This window comes from Neisseria sp. P0009.S008 (assembly GCF_051958615.1).
Taxonomy (GTDB): domain Bacteria; phylum Pseudomonadota; class Gammaproteobacteria; order Burkholderiales; family Neisseriaceae; genus Neisseria; species Neisseria subflava.
In genome coordinates this window covers 249,866-267,828 of record NZ_JBQCVG010000001.1, presented here as the reverse complement: position 1 = coordinate 267,828, position 17,963 = coordinate 249,866, and the positions used below count along the sequence as shown (strand labels likewise).

General features: G+C 48.5%; 19 protein-coding genes, 1 tRNA gene and 2 pseudogenes. 11 read left to right on the top strand and 11 right to left on the bottom strand.

Features of this window, described 5'->3' with window-relative positions:
* Nucleotides 1-42: 42 nt before the first annotated feature.
* On the bottom strand, nucleotides 43-765 hold the full coding sequence (tadA, locus tag ACTHSQ_RS01300; RefSeq protein WP_440370994.1) for a tRNA adenosine(34) deaminase TadA: 723 nt from the start codon (nucleotides 763-765) through the stop codon (nucleotides 43-45).
* 3 nt (nucleotides 766-768) lie between these two features.
* Complete coding sequence (gene miaA, locus ACTHSQ_RS01295; RefSeq protein WP_440370993.1) at nucleotides 769-1,710, bottom strand: tRNA (adenosine(37)-N6)-dimethylallyltransferase MiaA; 942 nt, start codon at nucleotides 1,708-1,710, stop codon at nucleotides 769-771.
* 217 nt (nucleotides 1,711-1,927) lie between these two features.
* On the opposite strand from miaA, the gene bioB reads away from it, so the two are divergent.
* Nucleotides 1,928-2,980: a biotin synthase BioB gene (gene bioB / locus ACTHSQ_RS01290; RefSeq protein ID WP_070461800.1), complete on the top strand. Its 1,053-nt coding sequence runs from the start codon at nucleotides 1,928-1,930 to the stop codon at nucleotides 2,978-2,980.
* 46 nt (nucleotides 2,981-3,026) lie between these two features.
* On the opposite strand, the gene ACTHSQ_RS01285 is transcribed toward bioB, so the two are convergent.
* From ACTHSQ_RS01285 to ACTHSQ_RS01270, 4 genes are all read right to left on the bottom strand, one after another.
* Nucleotides 3,027-4,037, bottom strand: a complete 1,011-nt coding sequence (locus tag ACTHSQ_RS01285) for an adenosine deaminase (RefSeq protein WP_440370992.1) — start codon at nucleotides 4,035-4,037, stop codon at nucleotides 3,027-3,029.
* Between the two features lie 77 nt (nucleotides 4,038-4,114).
* Nucleotides 4,115-4,894, bottom strand: coding sequence for a ferredoxin--NADP reductase (locus ACTHSQ_RS01280; RefSeq protein ID WP_070608885.1), 780 nt, complete (start codon nucleotides 4,892-4,894; stop codon nucleotides 4,115-4,117).
* Between the two features lie 98 nt (nucleotides 4,895-4,992).
* Nucleotides 4,993-5,436: an META domain-containing protein gene (locus ACTHSQ_RS01275; RefSeq protein WP_440370991.1), complete on the bottom strand. Its 444-nt coding sequence runs from the start codon at nucleotides 5,434-5,436 to the stop codon at nucleotides 4,993-4,995.
* 70 nt (nucleotides 5,437-5,506) lie between these two features.
* Complete coding sequence (locus ACTHSQ_RS01270; protein WP_440370990.1) at nucleotides 5,507-6,664, bottom strand: trans-sulfuration enzyme family protein; 1,158 nt, start codon at nucleotides 6,662-6,664, stop codon at nucleotides 5,507-5,509.
* A gap of 178 nt (nucleotides 6,665-6,842) precedes the next feature.
* Between ACTHSQ_RS01270 and folE2 the strand changes: the two genes are divergently transcribed.
* Nucleotides 6,843-7,616 (top strand): GTP cyclohydrolase FolE2, encoded by a 774-nt coding sequence (gene folE2 / locus ACTHSQ_RS01265; protein WP_070461792.1) that lies wholly within the window; start codon nucleotides 6,843-6,845, stop codon nucleotides 7,614-7,616.
* A gap of 217 nt (nucleotides 7,617-7,833) precedes the next feature.
* The gene (gene dsbD, locus ACTHSQ_RS01260; RefSeq protein WP_440370989.1) at nucleotides 7,834-9,639 is read left to right on the top strand and encodes a protein-disulfide reductase DsbD; all 1,806 of its coding nucleotides are present in this window, start codon (nucleotides 7,834-7,836) and stop codon (nucleotides 9,637-9,639) included.
* Between the two features lie 60 nt (nucleotides 9,640-9,699).
* Here dsbD and ACTHSQ_RS01255 read toward each other — a convergent pair whose 3' ends face one another.
* Nucleotides 9,700-10,872, bottom strand: a complete 1,173-nt coding sequence (locus tag ACTHSQ_RS01255) for an alpha-hydroxy acid oxidase (protein WP_440370988.1) — start codon at nucleotides 10,870-10,872, stop codon at nucleotides 9,700-9,702.
* Nucleotides 10,873-11,232: 360 nt separating this feature from the next.
* Here ACTHSQ_RS01255 and iscR point away from each other — a divergent pair, with 360 nt between their 5' ends.
* The 7 genes and pseudogenes from iscR (at nucleotide 11,233) to iscA (ending at nucleotide 15,218) form a co-directional block, all read left to right on the top strand.
* Nucleotides 11,233-11,679 (top strand): Fe-S cluster assembly transcriptional regulator IscR, encoded by a 447-nt coding sequence (iscR, locus tag ACTHSQ_RS01250; protein WP_003680774.1) that lies wholly within the window; start codon nucleotides 11,233-11,235, stop codon nucleotides 11,677-11,679.
* Nucleotides 11,680-11,730: 51 nt separating this feature from the next.
* The gene (locus ACTHSQ_RS01245) at nucleotides 11,731-12,945 is read left to right on the top strand and encodes an IscS subfamily cysteine desulfurase (protein WP_440370987.1); all 1,215 of its coding nucleotides are present in this window, start codon (nucleotides 11,731-11,733) and stop codon (nucleotides 12,943-12,945) included.
* Nucleotides 12,946-13,021: 76 nt separating this feature from the next.
* The gene (locus ACTHSQ_RS01240; protein ID WP_440370986.1) at nucleotides 13,022-13,630 is read left to right on the top strand and encodes a hypothetical protein; all 609 of its coding nucleotides are present in this window, start codon (nucleotides 13,022-13,024) and stop codon (nucleotides 13,628-13,630) included.
* A gap of 114 nt (nucleotides 13,631-13,744) precedes the next feature.
* Nucleotides 13,745-13,873, top strand: a complete 129-nt coding sequence (locus ACTHSQ_RS01235; protein WP_440370985.1) for a hypothetical protein — start codon at nucleotides 13,745-13,747, stop codon at nucleotides 13,871-13,873.
* Nucleotides 13,874-13,941: 68 nt separating this feature from the next.
* On the top strand, nucleotides 13,942-14,328 hold the full coding sequence (iscU, locus tag ACTHSQ_RS01230; RefSeq protein ID WP_003674559.1) for a Fe-S cluster assembly scaffold IscU: 387 nt from the start codon (nucleotides 13,942-13,944) through the stop codon (nucleotides 14,326-14,328).
* A gap of 258 nt (nucleotides 14,329-14,586) precedes the next feature.
* Nucleotides 14,587-14,828: pseudogene (locus tag ACTHSQ_RS01225) on the top strand (recombinase RecA).
* Between the two features lie 69 nt (nucleotides 14,829-14,897).
* Nucleotides 14,898-15,218 (top strand): iron-sulfur cluster assembly protein IscA, encoded by a 321-nt coding sequence (iscA, locus tag ACTHSQ_RS01220; RefSeq protein ID WP_440370984.1) that lies wholly within the window; start codon nucleotides 14,898-14,900, stop codon nucleotides 15,216-15,218.
* Here the strand turns inward: iscA and ACTHSQ_RS01215 are convergent.
* Nucleotides 15,178-15,400: pseudogene (locus tag ACTHSQ_RS01215) on the bottom strand (alternative ribosome-rescue factor A). The gene iscA and the pseudogene ACTHSQ_RS01215 sit on opposite strands and share 41 nt — an antisense overlap.
* Nucleotides 15,401-15,479: 79 nt before the next feature.
* On the opposite strand from ACTHSQ_RS01215, the gene hscB reads away from it, so the two are divergent.
* Nucleotides 15,480-15,980: a Fe-S protein assembly co-chaperone HscB gene (hscB, locus tag ACTHSQ_RS01210; RefSeq protein WP_440370983.1), complete on the top strand. Its 501-nt coding sequence runs from the start codon at nucleotides 15,480-15,482 to the stop codon at nucleotides 15,978-15,980.
* A gap of 108 nt (nucleotides 15,981-16,088) precedes the next feature.
* On the opposite strand, the gene ACTHSQ_RS01205 is transcribed toward hscB, so the two are convergent.
* From ACTHSQ_RS01205 to ACTHSQ_RS01195, 3 genes are all read right to left on the bottom strand, one after another.
* Complete coding sequence (locus tag ACTHSQ_RS01205) at nucleotides 16,089-16,661, bottom strand: 50S ribosomal protein L25/general stress protein Ctc (protein WP_004519902.1); 573 nt, start codon at nucleotides 16,659-16,661, stop codon at nucleotides 16,089-16,091.
* Nucleotides 16,662-16,726: 65 nt separating this feature from the next.
* Nucleotides 16,727-17,710, bottom strand: coding sequence for a ribose-phosphate pyrophosphokinase (locus ACTHSQ_RS01200; RefSeq protein WP_101755247.1), 984 nt, complete (start codon nucleotides 17,708-17,710; stop codon nucleotides 16,727-16,729).
* A 178-nt stretch (nucleotides 17,711-17,888) separates the two neighbouring features.
* A tRNA-Gln gene (locus tag ACTHSQ_RS01195) sits at nucleotides 17,889-17,963 on the bottom strand.

The window sequence follows — 17,963 nt, the reverse complement described above, 5'->3', positions numbered from 1 at the left end:
AAATTTAAAATAAAGTGTTTTTGCTGACAGGCTGTCTGAAATTCAGACGGCCTTACGTTTGGCTGCAAAGAAATCCTGCAATACGCTTTGGCATTCTTCTGCCAATATGCCGCCCAAAATTGCGGTATGCTTGTTCAGACGTTTGTCGGCAAATAAATCGACCACGCTGCCTGCCGCGCCGGTTTTAGCTTCGGCCGCACCATAAATCACGCGCCCGACCCGCGCCTGTATCAAGGCAGATGCGCACATGGAGCAAGGCTCTAATGTGATGTATACGTCGCAATCTTCCAAACGGTAGTTTTGCAAAGCCTTACCTGCGGCGGCAAGCGCGTTGATTTCGGCATGGTGGCTGACATTGTGGTCGCCAATGCAGGTATTGTGTGCCGCTGCGATTGCCTTGCCTTGATATACGATGACCGCGCCAACGGGGACTTCGCCCAATGCCGCCGATTGTCTGGCCTGTTCTATCGCCAGCCGCATAAAGGCTTCCATATCGCTTTGAGAAGGGAAAACGGCAACAGGCGGATGGTTTTTCAAAGCCTCGCCCAGTTCCGTCTTTCTCTCCTCGGAAATATGCCGGACATCCACACCTAAAACCAGCGCATCCAGTTGCCATAAGGTGCTTTTGGTTACGGTCAAACCCGACGCTTTCAGCAATAGAAATGCGCGGACTGCGCCGATTTCCTGTAAATCTTCCAGTGTACGAATACCCAATTCTTTTAGTGTGGACAATGTTTTAGGGGCAAGTGGTGGCGTGGTCAGCATGGATTATTCCTGAAAATGCTGACGCGCCAAGGCCAAGGCCGTCTGAACATAATCGCTGTCTGCGTAAGGATCTAACGTGTGCGCCAAAGGAATTTTTCGCAACCAGGTCAACTGGCGTTTGGCAAGCTGGCGCGTGGCGACAATGCCTTTTTCGACAAAGGTGTCATAATCGGTTTCGCCTTCGAGATAATCCCAAGCCTGACGGTAGCCCACGCAGCGCATAGACGGCATATCGGCATGCAGTTGCGGATAATCGCGACGTAAAGCGTGCATTTCATCGAGGAAACCGTGTTCCAGCATATTTAAAAAGCGTTTTTCGATTTGTCGGTGTAACAAATGACGGTCTTCGGGAATCAGGGCAACCGTGCATAAATCCAATAAAGGCGCGGCCTGCTTCTGCTCTGTGAAATGTTCGCTCAAAGGCTTGCAGGTCAGAAGATAGACTTCCAAAGCGCGTTCAATACGCTGGCTGTCATTGGCTTTCAGACGGCCTGCCGTCATCGGGTCAACTTCCTGCAAACGGCGATACAGGCCTGCCAGACCGCGTTCATTCTTTTCCGCCTGAAGTTGTGCGCGCACCGCCGCATCCGCACTGGGCAAATCGTTCAAACCTTCCGTCAGCGCGTGGAAATACATCATCGTGCCGCCGACAATCAACGGATAGCGTCCACGCGCATGGATTTCGTTCACCAAGCGCACGCAATCACCGACAAAATCCGCCGCGCTGTAACTTTCCAGCGGCGAGATAATATCAATCAAATGATGCGGTACGGCGGCAAGCTCTTCGGCAGTCGGCTTGGCCGTACCGATGTCCATGCCGCGATACACCAGCGCGGAATCCAAACTGATGATTTCCACCGGCAACGATTGGGCAATATTTAAGGCCAGTGCGGTTTTACCGCCGGCGGTCGGGCCGAGTACGGCGAAGGCTTTGGGCGCGTTCATAAGAAAACGGAAAAATTAAAAATGCGATTATAGCAAACCCGGGCAAACCATATTTCAGGCCGTCTGAAACATTTGCTCTACATTATCAAAAGCGTTACACTTGCTGCGCCGTTTCAGACGGCCTTTTATATTGATTTCAAACCTGCTGCTGCCGTCATTGCGCCGGCAGTCAAGCCGTCAGCGACACTGCGTCGCTGTAAACACGAAAGAACACACTATGACCGTATCTCCCGTAGCCTTGCGCCGTCAAACCGAGCGCAAGCCGCATCCGACTGCGCGTTATTGGAAAAAATGCGATGTCGAGGCTTTGTTTGGACTGCCTTTCCTCGACCTCGTTTTCCAAGCCGCCGAAATCCACCGCCAAAACTTCAACCCGCGCGAAATCCAACTTTCCACCCTGCTCTCCATCAAAACCGGCGGCTGTCCCGAAGACTGCGCCTACTGCCCGCAATCGGCACACCACAACACCAATCTGGGCAAAGAGCAGATGATGGACGTGGACGAAATCGTCGAAAAAGCCAAAATTGCCCAATCGCGCGGCGCCAGCCGTTTCTGTATGGGCGCAGCATGGCGCGGCCCCAAACCCAAAGACGTGGCTGTCGTTTCCGAAATCATCAGCGCGGTGAAAGGCTTGGGCATGGAAGTGTGCGGCACCTTCGGCATGCTCGAAGACGGCATGGCTGAAGACTTCAAAAAAGCCGGTTTGGACTACTACAACCACAACCTCGACACCGACCCCGAGCGTTACAACGACATCATTCACACGCGAAAACACGAAGACCGCATGGATACTTTGGGCAAAGTCCGCAATGCTGGTTTAAAAGTCTGCTGCGGCGGCATCGTCGGCATGAACGAAACCCGCGCCGAACGTGCAGGCCTGATTGCCAGCCTTGCCAACCTCGACCCTCAGCCCGAAAGCGTGCCGATCAACCAGTTGGTTAAAGTAGAAGGAACGCCGCTGGCCGATGCCGAAGATTTGGACTGGACGGAATTTGTCCGCACCATCGCTGTGGCGCGGATTACTATGCCCGAGAGCTACGTCCGCCTGTCCGCAGGCCGCAGCAATATGCCGGAATCCATGCAGGCCATGTGTTTCATGGCTGGCGCAAACTCGATTTTCTACGGCGACAAGCTGCTGACCACGGGCAATCCGGACGAAGACGGCGACCGCCTGCTGATGGAAAAATTGAATTTGTATCCACTGCGCTTTGAATTGGAAGAGGAATACAAAGCCGCGCAGGAAACGCCCAAAATCAAAGTAGACTATTAACCGCCATCATAAAAGGCCGTCTGAAACTTTTTCAGACGGCCTTTTATCATGATTCAACATTAAAACTTTCAATCTTCCGTATCCACTCTTCCTTTTCCGCCTCGCTCAAAAACGAAGCGCGGAACGAATTGGCGCACAAGGTTTTGATTTCTTCCGCACTCAAATCTAAAGCCTCGGCAAGCGCTTCAAAATTGCGGTTCATATAGCCGCCGAAATACGCCGGATCATCGGAATTGACGGTTACCAACACGCCGCGTTGCAACATACGGCGCAAATTGTGTTTTGCCATTTCAGGGAACACTTTTAATTTCAAATTGCTCAACGGGCAAACGGTCAACGGCATTTGCTCTGCAATCAAACGCGCCATCAATGCCTCATCTTCTTCCGCCCGTACGCCATGATCGATACGGCGGACATGCAGCAAGTCCAAAGCCTCGTAAACATATTCCGGTGGGCCTTCTTCTCCGGCATGCGCCACCGTCAACAAACCCTCCGCCCGCGCCTGCGCAAACACGCGCTCAAACTTGGACGGCGGATGCCCCAGTTCGCTCGAATCCAAGCCTACGCCGATGATGTGTTCTTTATAAGGCAAAGCCTGATTTAAGGTTTCAAATGCGCTTTCTTCCGACAAATGACGCAAAAAACACATAATCAAACACGTACTTATGCCCCATTGCTGCCCGGCTTCACGGCAGGCGCGAACAATGCCGTTCATCACGGTTTCAAACGCCACGCCACGCGCAGTATGGATTTGCGGATCGAAAAATATTTCCGTATGCACGACATTGTCTTCGCGGCAACGCTCAAGATACGCGTGGGTCAAATCGTAAAAATCCGCCTCGTGCAACAATACGCCGGCACCGGCATAATAAATATCCAAAAACGACTGCAAATTGTGAAAATCATAAGCCTGCCGTACCGCATCGACATTCTCATAAGGAATCGCTATGTGGTTGCGCTTGGCGATTTCAAACATCAACTCCGGCTCGAACGTCCCTTCGATATGGACGTGCAGCTCGGCTTTGGGCAGGGCTTGGATAAATTGTTTGATATTCATATTTTCTCTGATTTTCGGTTTATATTTAATATTGAAGGCCGTCTGAAACTTTCAGACGGCCTTTGACCATTTATCTGTTAAAAACCATTTTCCATCATGATTTCGCCGGGGATGCGGTTGCGGTGCATGGCGTAGCCCAAATCCATTAGGGCTTGGAAAGTGTCTTTGACCATTGCCGGATTGCCGCAAACCATAAAGCGCGTATCAGCCTTGGTAAACTTGAAGCCGACTTTTTCTTCCAGGCCGCCATTCTTCAGCAATTCGGGAATCCGTTTGCCGCTCAATGCACCTTCTGTTTCCTCACGCGTGGTAACCGGAACAAAAGTGAATTTATGGAAATATTCCTCAATCAGCGGATGCTCTTTCAAATCGGCAAGGCGTTGGTTGAAAATCAACTCGTCGGCGTAAGAGACGGAATGCGCCAAAACCAAACGGTCGAAACGCTGCCAGATTTCAGGCTGCTCGATAATGGAGAGGAAAGGCGCAATGCCGGAACCCGTGCAGAGCATGACCAAATCTTTTCCGTCGGGGAAACGCTCGGGCAAGAGGAAACCGGTAGCCGTTTTATCCAGCAAAATAGTGTCGCCCTCTTTCATCGCGGCAAAACGCGCCGACATCGGGCCGCCTTCGATTAACACCGCGAAATACTCAAGCGTATCGGCGTATTCGGCAGATACGACAGAATACGCGCGCCAAATAAAGCCCTCGCCGTCACGGAAGCCGAGACGGGAAAACTGCCCTGCCGAAAAACGATAGGACTCGGGACGGCTGATGGCAAAAGTCATCAGCTTAGGCGTATGGTGTTTGATCCACAAGACTTTTTCTTCGGTAAACTTGGCTTCTGGAGAAGCTGCCATAATAGGTTTCCTTGATATTCGGTATCAGTTTCAAATAGGGCTTATTATAAAGATTCAAAAGGCCGTCTGAAATATTTATTTTCAGACGGCCTTTAAGATTATTCACGGCGCAAACGGATACTGATGCCTTTTTGTTCTAAAATCAAATCGTTACCGTCAAAACGATAGTTCCACACGCTTTGTTTGCGCAAAAACGCATCTTCCAGCTTCATGTTTTCACACAGCATCATGCTTACCGCAATATGGCCAAAATCAATTTTGTCCGAACCAATCGTATTGGCTTGAAACATCATACCGTTACACCCCATCTTGCCATACGCCTTAGGCATCTCGCTCAAATCCAGATAGGCATCAGTACCGGCCAAATCTTTTTCGGTGAATTTATTGAAAGCGACAACACGCCATTTGGCGGCTAAAGTAGGTTGCGCAGTTTGTTGAGTTTGCACCTGCGCTTTAGAGGCTTGTTCAGGCTGAGATACTGAAGGAGATGTACAAGCTGCCAAAACCACCATACCCATCAATGCACCGAATAATGTTTTCATATCTATTCCTTGGTTATTGCTAAAGGCCGTCTGAAAAACGATTCACCTTCAGACGGCCTTTGAGCCTTATTTACAAAGTCGTATCCAATGCTTTGGAAATATCGTTCCAAATATCGTCAACGTCTTCAATACCGACAGAGAAACGCAGCAAGCCGACTTTGATGCCCATTTCCATTTTCACATCATGCGGCACGCCGCTGTGGGATTGGGAATAGCAATGGTTGACCAGACTTTCCACGCCGCCGAGGCTGGAGGCCATTTTGACCAGTTTCATGTTTTTAATCACGCCATTGGCTGCTTCACGCGTGTCGTTTTTGAGATAAACCGTCACCACGCCGCCGATGCCTTTGGGCATTTGTGCTTGGGCGAGTTCGTAATGTTCGTGCGACGGCAGGCCGGGATAGAACACTTTTTCAATGGCAGGATGGGCTTCCAAACGGCGCGCGATTTCGAGTGCGTTTTGGCAATGGGCGTTCATGCGCAGAGCCAGCGTTTTGATACCACGCAACACCAGCCAGCAATCCATCGGGCCTGCAATCGCGCCGGTATGCACCATCATGTCATGCAAAGGCTGCGCCAGCTCTTTGGTTTTGGCAACGACTACGCCCATCAATACGTCGGAATGGCCGCACAAATATTTGGTAGCGGAATGGAACACAAAATCACAACCCATATCCAACGGCTGTTGCAGATACGGCGTGGCAAAGGTGTTGTCGATGCCGACCAGCGCACCGGCTGCTTTGGCTTTCGCTGCGAGGACTTTAATGTCTACCAAGCGCAAAAGCGGATTGGACGGCGTTTCCAGCCAAACCAATTTGACATTGTGCGCTTTGAGCAGCTCGTCCAGATTATCCGGATTGCCCAAATCGGCAAAAACAACGTTCACACCCCATTTTTGATAAACATCAACCAATAAATCATAAGCACCGCCGTAAATATCGGCGACGGCAACAATGGTATCGCCCGGGCACAGGAAAGTACGCCACACGGCATCAATCCCCGCCATACCGCTGGAAAAGGCAAAGCCGGCCGCACCGTGCTCCAAATCGGCAACGGTATCTTCCAATACCTGACGGGTTGGGTTGCTCAGGCGCGAGTAGCGGTAAGGCACATTTTCGCCAATCTCGTGCAACGCGAACATACTGTTTTGATAAATCGGCGGCATCAGCGCACGGTTGTGTTCGTCGCAATCGTAGCTGGAATGAATGGCTTTCGTGGCGAATTTCATTTGGTCCCTGCCTATGTAGATGTGAATAATCGAAGATTTTATCACTATCTGAAAAATAGAAACAATCAATGCAGGCGGATAAAGCAAGTGATATAATCTCGCATTTGCAAATCGGCCGACACGAGCCGATTCCCTCCACACGCATCTCAACAATCCTATCATGAAGGACATACCACGCATGAACGCCATTGCAGACGTGCAATCCAGCCGCGATTTACGCAACCTGCCGATTAATCAGGTCGGCATCAAAGACCTGCGCTTTCCAATCTCCCTCAAAAGCAAAGAAGGCGAACAATCCACCGTCGCCCGCCTGACCATGACGGTTTTCCTGCCTGCCGACCAAAAAGGCACGCATATGTCGCGCTTTGTCGCCCTGATGGAAAAACAAACCGATGCTTTGGATTTCGATACGCTGCACAAGCTGACCGCCGATATGGTTGCCCTGTTGGATTCGCATTCCGGCAAAATCAGCGTTTCCTTCCCGTTTTTCCGCAAGAAAAGTGCGCCTGTTTCCGGCATCCAATCGCTGCTTGACTATGATGTCACCCTGACCGGCGAAATCAAAAACGGTACATACAGCCACAATCTGAAAGTAATGGTTCCGGTTACTTCATTGTGTCCGTGTTCCAAAGAAATTTCCCAATACGGCGCGCACAACCAACGTTCGCATGTAACCGTCAGCCTGATAGCAAACGCGGATGTAGGCATTGAAGAAATTATCGATTACGTCGAAGCGCAAGCAAGCTGCCAGCTCTACGGTTTGCTCAAACGCCCTGACGAGAAGTATGTAACGGAAAAAGCATACGAAAATCCGAAGTTTGTCGAAGATATGGTTCGCGATGTAGCCACTGCGCTGATTGCCGACAAACGCATTGAATCGTTTGTTGTTGAAAGCGAAAACTTCGAATCGATACACAACCATTCCGCTTACGCTTATATCGCTTATCCTTAAAAGCCGAGCCGAATAGAAACAAAGGCCGTCTGAAAGTTTCAGACGGCCTTTGCATAGATTGAACGATAACATGAGACTATCGGTCATATATGGGCAACCCTATTTCGATATAATTCAAAAGCATTAGATTTCTCTCGCAATATTTAACATAAATTAAGCCGCTTGTTTTGTCCATCATTTATAATGACGGTTCCTCAACGGCATCTTCGTAGATACTATGAAAAAATTCCTTTATTTCCTCATTGCATTTTTAGGCTTGAGCAGCTTCGCATTCGCAGTAGATGCCAATGATTTGCTGCCTCCAGAGCAAGCCTTTGTGCCTCAAGTCAATGTAACCGATCAAGGCATCAGCGTGCAGTTCAAAATCGCTGACGGCTACTATATGTACCAGTCTAAAATCGTTGCAGCGACCAATCCTGATAAAGTCTTGGGCGAACCCAAATTCAGCAAAGGCGAAGAAAAAGAAGACGAATTCTTCGGCAAACAAACGGTTTACCACCATACTGCACAGGTTGACCTGCCTTACAAACAAGCCGCGCCGCAATACAAACTGACGCTGACTTATCAAGGCTGTGCCGAAGTGGGTGTGTGTTATCCGCCTGTGGACACCGAGTTTGACGTAAAAGGCAACGGGGTTTACCAGCCGCAAAGCGACGAGCCGGTTTCTGCCAAAGACCGCTTTTTGCAACCGTCCGCCTCTTCAGACGGCCAAATGCCCACGCAACCCAGTACAAACAATCCCGACAGCAGCCGCTTCAAGCTCTCTTGGGATACTTTAAACGCCAACCTGTTGGCGTTTTTTGTCGCAGGTTTAGGCTTAAGCTTTACAGCCTGTATGTATCCGCTCCTGCCGATTGTTTCCAGCATTGTCGTAGGCGATAAAAAAGCCGGCAAAGGCCGCGCGTTCACCTTGTCGATGGTGTATGTACAAGGTTTGGCATTAACCTATACCTTGGTTGGCGTGATTGCCGGTTTGACAGGCGCGCTGTTGACCGTATGGCTACAACAGCCTTGGGTCGTACTTGCCGCCGCTGCGTTGATGGTGGTACTGGCGATGTCCATGTTCGGCCTCTTCAATATCCAGCTGCCAAACTCAGTCCAATCCTATTTCCAAAACCAAAGCAATAAACTCTCCGGCGGCAAAATCATTTCCGTCTTCATCATGGGTATTTTGTCCGCCCTGATTGTCGGCCCTTGCGTTGCGCCTCCGCTGGCATTTGCCTTGGGCTATATCGGCCAGACCGGCGATGCCGTATTGGGCGGCCTTGCACTTTATGTATTAGCACTCGGCACCGGCGTGCCGCTCATCATCATCGGCACATTCGGCGGCCATATCCTGCCTAAAGCAGGCGACTGGATGAACGGCATCAAATACGCATTCGGCTTCATCTTACTGGCCGTTGCCGTATATCTTGCCACACCGCATCTGCCTTATTTCGCAGTAGTCGGCCTCTACACCTTGCTGATGATTGTTCCCGCCCTTATGCTTTTGGCGAAATCCGGCAAACAAAAAGGCCGTCTGAAAACAGTTGCCGCCGTATTGGGCTTTTTACTGCTGATTGGTGGCTCATGGTTTGGCTGGCAAAGCTTTAATAAACAAACCACCGCCCTGCACCACTTCTTAACGCTGGTTCCGCCATCCGAAGCCGGACAAGAAACCGACCACGGCAAGATGTTTACCGATGTCGGCGAACTCAAAGCCGCTATGGACGCCGCTTTGAAAGCTGATCCAAGCAAGCCCGTGCTGATTGATTTCTACGCCGACTGGTGCGTATCCTGCAAAGAAATGGCCGCCTACACACTCAACCAACCACAGGTACACGAAGCAGTCGATATGCAGCGCTTTTTCCAAATCGACGTGACCGCCAACACTCCCGACCATCAGGCCTTACTGAAAGAATACGGCCTCTTCGGCCCTCCGGGCGTATTTGTTGTCCGCGCCGACGGCAGTCATAGCGAAGCCTTATTAGGATTTGTCAAACCCGATGCCTTCATCGAATGGTATCGCAAAAACGAGAAATAGCCGTCTATAAAAAGGCCGTCTGAAAACAGTTTTTCAGACGGCCTTTTTTATGTTCGACAATTAAAATTCATCTTGATGCCAACGCGTAGAACGCAAAATGCTGGAATCCACATCTTGAATATTGCGATGACCGGTAAACGCCATGGAAATATCCATTTCTTTATACAGGATTTCCAGCGCACGAGTTACGCCTTCTTCACCATACGCACCCAAACCATACAGAAACGCCCGGCCAATCATCGTACCTTTTGCACCCAAAGCCCAAGCCTTCAAAATATCCTGACCGCTGCGGATACCGCTGTCCATCCAAACCTCGATGTCACTGCCCACCGCGCTGACCACATCAGGCAAAGCCTTAATGGCAGACACAGTATCGTCAAGCTGACGGCCGCCATGATTGGAAACGACCAATGCGTCCGCGCCGCTTTTCACTGCTTTTTCCGCGTCTTCAGGTTCCATAATGCCTTTAATAATCAGCTTGCCACCCCACAAATCTTTAATGCGCGCCACATCGTCCCAGCTCAGGCGCGGGTCGAATTGTTCGGAAGTCCATGAAGACAGCGAAGACAAATCGCCCACATTTTTCGCATGACCGACGATATTGCGGAAGGTGCGGCGTTCCGTATTCAGCATTTTCATGCACCATTCCGGTTTGGTCGCCAAATTGATCAAATTGGCAATGGTCGGTTTCGGCGGCGCAGACAGGCCGTTTTTAATGTCTTTATGGCGCTGACCCAAAATCTGCAAATCGGCAGTCAATACCAAAGCCGAACAATTAGCATCCTTCGCACGCTTAATCAGATTCTCCATAAACTCGCGGTCGCGCATCACATAAAGCTGAAACCAAAACGGCGAGCTGGTGTTTTCAGCCACATCTTCAATCGAACAAATGGACATGGTTGACAGCGTAAACGGGATACCGAATTTTTCAGCCGCACGTGCCGCCAAGATTTCGCCGTCAGCGTGTGCCATGCCCGTGAAACCGGTCGGCGCAATCGCCACCGGCATTTTCACATCCTGACCGATCATTTTAGTCTCAAGGCTGCGTCCTTCCATATCAACCAATACTTTTTGACGAAAACGGATGTCTTTAAAATCCGAAGTATTTTCACGATAAGTGGTTTCCGTCCAAGAGCCTGAGTCAATATAGTCATAAAACATACGCGGCATTTTACGTTTGGCAACAAGGCGCAAGTCTTCGATACAGGTTATTTTGCTTAAATCAGATTTCATGGTCGATTGCCTCTGTTAAGGTAAAGATGGATGATTCAAGGCCGTCTGAACATTTCAAACACCTCATTATTTTACTCCATCAAAACAACTAAATTTTAAGAATAATTTTGATAATCTATATCACTATCAATATTAAATCAAAACATTTTAACCCTGATATTTGTAGGGTTGATAGCCTTTTTTCAGACGGCCTTAAATCCAAATTACAGAAAAATAAAGAAAATATTTTCCGATTTAAAAATCAGCCAATGCCACCATTTAAACAAACAATCAAACTGAGCCGCCACATACTTGACTGAAACACTCAGATATTAGACAATCCCCTCACTAATAAAAACGCCCCACACAGGCAACCACACCATGAGACTGACTACCAAAGGGCGATTTGCAGTAACCGCCATGATAGATTTGGCGATGAACGCGCAAACCGGCGCTGTCAAACTCAGTGCCATCAGCGAACGACAAAGCATATCGCTTTCCTACCTCGAACAATTATTCAGCAAACTGCGCCGTGCCGGATTGGTTGAAAGCCTACGCGGCCCCGGCGGAGGCTACATCCTTGCCGCTCCCGCCGAGCAAATCAATATTGCACAAATCATCTCCGCAGCCGAAGACCGACTGGATGCCACGCAGTGCGGCAGCAAAGCAAACTGCAACCACGGCGCCCCCTGCCTGACCCACGACCTTTGGGAAAACTTAAACAAAACCATCAATGATTACCTCAGCGGCGTTACGCTGCAAAGCATCATTGAACAAAAAAACTGCAGCGACAGCAGTCATGTCGTTACCTTTACACACATTCATTAAACCGACTTGCGGCAAAGACCGCAGGCAGATGACCAAACGAAAGAGCAAACCATGACCGTCAAAACCCCCGTTTATCTCGACTACGCCGCCACCACCCCCGTTGACAAACGCGTTGCCGAAAAAATGATTCCCTATCTGACCGAAACCTTCGGTAACCCCGCTTCCAACAGCCACGCATTCGGCTGGACAGCGGAAGAAGCCGTCGAAAAAGCCCGCGCCGACATCGCCGCCCTGATTAACGCCGATCCCAAAGAAATCGTCTTCACCAGCGGCGCGACCGAATCCAATAACCTCGCCATCAAAGGCGCGGCTCACTTCTACAAATCCAAAGGCAACCACCTCATCACCGTAAAAACCGAGCACAAAGCCGTGCTCGACACCATGCGCGAACTCGAACGCCAAGGTTTCGAAGTAACCTATCTCGGCGTGCAGGAAAACGGTTTGATTGATTTGGAAGAACTCAAAGCCGCCATCCGCGACGACACCATTTTGATTTCCGTAATGTGGGTGAACAACGAAATCGGCGTGGTGCAAGACATTCCCGCCATCGGCGCAATCTGCCGCGAACGCAAAATCATCTTCCACGTCGATGCCGCCCAAGCCTGCGGCAAAGTGCCCGTTGACGTAGAAGCCGCCAAAATCGACCTGCTGTCCATGTCCGGCCACAAAGTGTACGGCCCAAAAGGCATCGGCGCACTGTACGTCCGCCGCAAACCCCGCGTCCGCCTCGAAGCCCAAATGCACGGCGGCGGCCACGAACGCGGCTTCCGCAGCGGCACCCTGCCGACCCACCAAATCGTCGGCATGGGCGAAGCTTTCCGCATTGCCAAAGAAGAACTCGAGCAAGACATGGCGCACTACCGCAAACTGCGCGATATCTTCCTCAAAGGTATTGAAGGCATCGAAGAAGTCTACATCAACGGCGACCTTGAACACCGTGCTCCAAACAACCTGAACGTCAGCTTCAACTTCGTCGAAGGTGAAAGCCTGATTATGGCAGTGAAAGAACTCGCCGTATCCAGCGGCTCCGCCTGCACCTCCGCCTCGCTCGAACCCAGCTACGTCCTGCGCGCGCTCGGCCGTAACGACGAACTGGCGCACTCATCCCTACGCATCACCTTCGGCCGCATGACCACCGAAGAAGAAGTCCAATTCGCAGCAGAACTGATTAAATCCAAAATCGGCAAACTGCGCGAACTGTCTCCGCTGTGGGAAATGTTTAAAGAGGGTATCGATTTGAACTCGATTGAATGGGCGGCGCATTAATCAAGAGAAAAGGTCGTCTGAAAAATTCAAAAGACCTTTACCTTTTCAGACGACCTCATCAAGAAAAATACTAAAAATGACGATAATAAAAAATAAAATACGCCACTTACTTTCTTGTCTGATTCTATGCTCGGCCCCGCTGGTTTCAGCACAGACACAAGCCGATTGGTCAACTATATTCAAATCATTTGAAAACGGCTGCCAATTCGATAAGCGTTTGGAAAACCTGTTGGAACCATTTAGTGATGTAAGCGATAACTGGAGCGATAAAGACTCTAAATATCAAAACCTGCGTTTGAATCACCCCAATAGAGTCCAGCTGCCAAAGGCTTACCGTGATCTTGCGCACCCGCCGATGACTTTGCACCGCGCGGAATTTAGTGAAGATGGAGAACTGTTCATTCTTGATCAAACCCGTTTGAAACTCAGCGGTACTTACTATGGCTTGCCTGTGGTTCATATCAGCCAGACATTCCAATTAGAAACCGCAGGTTACAGCTACACCCGTTTGTTGTTGGATGTACCTTTGGAACAGGCACGCAAGGTGTTAAAAGGAAAATATCGTCCTGTTCGAAAATACAGTTTGATTTTAGAAGAATACGAAACCCTGCAAGCAAAACTAAAACCGATTAATATTAACGGAAAACCCCAAACAATTTTAGAATGTGCCTTTATAAATGGCTGATAAAACAACTGTAATAGGCAATCAACTTAGACATTAAAAAGGATGTCTGAAACCTTAAAAAAACCTTTTCAGACGACCTAAAAACTACAATCTTCAAATTAAGGATACAAGCCCATGGACGAACAAGAGCTCGACCTCGATAATCTCGACAACCTGCTCGAAGATTTTGACGGCGTTACCGTGGAAGGCGGCATTGATTCGGAAAACGACGACGGCTGCGAAGGCGGCGCGTGCAAAATCTAAACTTCAGGCCGTCTGAATATTCGTAAACAAACCATTTACACCACTAAAAACACAAAGGAAACCACATCATGGCATACAGCGATAAAGTAATCGACCACTACGAAAACCCCCGCAACGTTGGTACTTTCGACAAAAACGACGAATCTGTCGGTACCGGCATGGTCGGCGCACCGGCCTGCGGTGACGTAATGCGTCTGCAAATCAAAGTAAACGATGAGGGTATTATCGAAGATGCAAAATTCAAAACTTACGGTTGCGGTTCTGCCATCGCATCTTCCAGCCTGATTACCGAGTGGGTTAAAGGCAAAAGCTTGGATGACGCGCTGGCAATTAAAAACAGCGAAATTGCCGAAGAGTTGGAATTGCCACCCGTGAAAATCCACTGTTCTATCTTGGCTGAAGATGCGGTAAAAGCAGCCGTTGCCGACTATCGCAAACGTCAGGAAAACAAATAACCGGATTCAGCGAACCTTTGTCGGCAGGTGCTCCCAAGATTCCTGGCAAGTCTTCGAGAAAAGCAAATCTGGTGGTTTATTCCTCTCTTCTTTTGTGGGGCAAAACCAAGTATACAGAAACTTAATCGTTTTGAAGTTGTACCAAGTTTGGGACCACCTACCAATCTATCCCCTCTCCCTGCGGGAGAGGGTTAGGGAGAGGGCAATAAGCTGCTGCTTATATTCAGTCGTTACACCTGCAAAATCAAAGAAGACGATATGCCCTTTACCGATAAAGAAGTCCAATCCCTACTTGCTGTCAAAGGCATAGGTAAAACCATATTACAGCGTTTGCAGCAAATGGGGTTGGATGATGTTGCCAAGCTGGCGGCGATTTGGACGATATTTTGGAACAGGGCGCACAATTGACCGGCTCGACCTGTTGGAAAAACAGTCTGCAGGCAAAAGCTGCCATTGCCGCTGCAACAGAGTGGGCAAAACAGCGTTTTCAGACGGCCTGAGAGTCAAGAGGCCGTCTGAAATAAAAAAGCAGGCAAAACAGAAAATGATTGCGAAATGAGGAAAAAAGCATGATTACTATCACAGAAAACGCAGCCAAACACATCAACAACTACCTGACCAAACGCGGCAAAGGGTTGGGTGTGCGCTTGGGTGTGAAAACCAGTGGCTGCTCAGGCATGGCATACAACCTGGAATTTGTCGATGAAGTGAACGAGGATGACCTGATTTTTGAAGAACACGGCGCGCGCGTTTATATCGACCCGAAAAGCTTGGTTTATCTTGACGGCACGCAAGTTGATTACACCAAAGAAGGTTTGCAGGAAGGTTTCAAATTTGAAAACCCAAACGTTAAAGAGTCCTGCGGCTGTGGCGAGAGTTTCCACGTTTAAAATATAAAAAATGGCGGGAAAGTATCAAAACCATCCCGCCATTTTTTGGCTTCTTGCCTATTATAGCTACCCTTGCCTTTTCTTTTTCGTTCTACTTTGTGTCGGAACAAATTAGATTTGACTAAAGCTTTTAAGGCATTGTCTCGTATCTTGCCTTTATTGTGTTGCACCTTACCGGTCATATTGTTTTCCTTTTGTATAAACAGTTTCTGGATTATATCGTAAAATAATCTTCTTCTTTAGATTTTTTCCTTTAATATCATGTCTCAATACTTCAACCTCTTCCAGCTTGAGCCATCTTTCAATATTGATACCGAAGCACTCGAACAGACCTATCGGGCTTTAGCTGCCCGTTTTCATCCCGATAAATTTGCTTCCGCCTCAGCTTTTGAGCAAAAACAAGCCGTCATGATGTCTTCTACAATTAATGATGCCTACCGCACATTAAAAAGCCCTATTGATCGGGCTGCTTATCTCTTGAAAAGCCAAAATATCGATGCTGATGCACCTGAACACACTTCGTTTTCACCAGAATTCCTCATGCAGCAGATGGAATGGCGAGAAACATTAATGGATGCACAAATGGAACAAAACCATGATGCCATCCGAGCGCTGGATCAAGAAATCCAAGAAGTACAAAGCGACCTATATCAAGATTTGCAACAAGCATTTGAACAACAGGATTATGAATCGGCCGCACAATGGGTACGACATGGCCGCTTTCTTAATAAACTTCGCAATGAAATTGCTTCAATCTTATAAAGTACATATACTGTTACGTTTACCCAAGTTTTATAGCAAATAATTTTATATGCAAAACAAAAACCGTATCAGATAAATCTGATACGGTTTTCTTATGTTAACTACCTATTAGCGTTTCTTACCGGTAACAGTAGCAACAGCCAAGTTTTCGTTACGTTTCAGAGAAACGCTTTCAACACCTTCTGGCAATTTGATGTCTGACAAGTGCAGAATGTCACCGGCAACTACTGATGCACAATCCAGTTCCAAGAAAGCAGGAATGTTTGCAGGCAAAGCAACTACTTCAACAGAAGTGTTCAACAGAGATACGCGGCCACCTTGCAGTTTAACAGCTTGAGAGTTTTCAGCGTTAACAATGTGCAGAGGAACGCGGATACGTACAGGTTGATCAGCTTTTACAGCTTGGAAGTCGATGTGTTGAACTTCACGACGGAATGGGTGCATTTGGAAGTCACGCACGATAACGTCTTTAGTTTCACCGTTCAAAGACAGTTTAATCAAAGCAGTATGGAAAGATTCTTTTTCCAATGCGTAGAATACAGTTTTGTGGTCTACAGCGATAGCAACAGGCTCTTGACCTTCACCGTACAGGATGCCAGGGATTTGGCCTTCGCGACGCAGGCGGCGGCTCGCACCAGTGCCTTGGGCTTCGCGAACAGAGGCTTGAATTTCGTAAGTCATGTTTAATACTCCAATTTAGATAAAATCGTCGTCATCGGCCGCGACCAGCTTAAGACGACATCGGGTTATGGCAGCAACATGCCGCCAGTCATCACATCTTCATTGAAAAGATATGAGACGGATTCTTCATTGCTGATACGGCGTACCGTTTCAGCCAGCAAACCGGCAATGGTAACTTGACGGATACGTTCACATTTTTTAGCTGCTTCAGACAACGGAATCGTATCTGTCACAACTACTTGGTCAATTTCGGAAGAAGCAATTCGATTAACTGCTTCGCCGGAGAATACTGCATGGCTGGCGTATGCCAGTACACGATCTGCACCGCGCTCTTTCAGGGCGACGGCTGCTTTACACAAAGTATTTGCCGTATCGATCATATCATCTACGATCAAGCAAGTACGGCCTTGAATATCGCCAATAATGTTCATCACTTCAGCCACGTTGGCTTTAGGACGACGTTTGTCGATAATGGCCAAATCAGCATTTAAAGATTTAGCAACAGCACGTGCGCGTACAACGCCACCAATGTCAGGGCTGACAACAGTCAGATTGTCGATACGTTGTTGTTTAATATCGTTCAATAAAATCGGGGTAGCATAAATATTATCTACCGGAATATCGAAGAAACCTTGAATTTGATCGGCATGCAAGTCAACAGTCAATACGCGGTCAATACCGGCTGAGTACAACATATTTGCCACTAATTTTGCAGAAATCGGCACACGGACAGAGCGGGGACGGCGATCCTGACGCGCATAACCAAAGTAAGGAATCGCGGCAGTAATACGACCGGCAGAAGCACGTTTGAGTGCATCGGCCATAGTCAAAATTTCCATCAGGTTGTCATTGGTTGGCGCGCAGGTAGGTTGCAAAATAAACACATCGCGACCACGCACATTTTCCAACAATTCAATGGCTACTTCGCCATCAGAGAATTTGGAAACGGTGGCTTCACCGAGTGAAATATCCAAATGTTTGACAACACGTTGCGCCAATTCCGGATTTGCATTACCGGTAAACACCATTAAACTGTCATAAGCGGCCATATCTTCACCTGATTCTAAATTCGATTTACGCTCAGAAAACATTACGCTTCCCTTTGCCCTATGTCTAAGACACTAATTTATGCGATTATACTCGTAAAGACGGGTAAAAAAAAAGTTTTTCAGCGTTATTTTGCTCTTAGCGTAAAAAAGCGTGTAAGAAAACTTACACGCTTTTATTTGGCTGGGGAGGAAGGATTCGAACCTTCGCATGCTGGAATCAAAATCCAGTGTCTTAACCGCTTGACGACTCCCC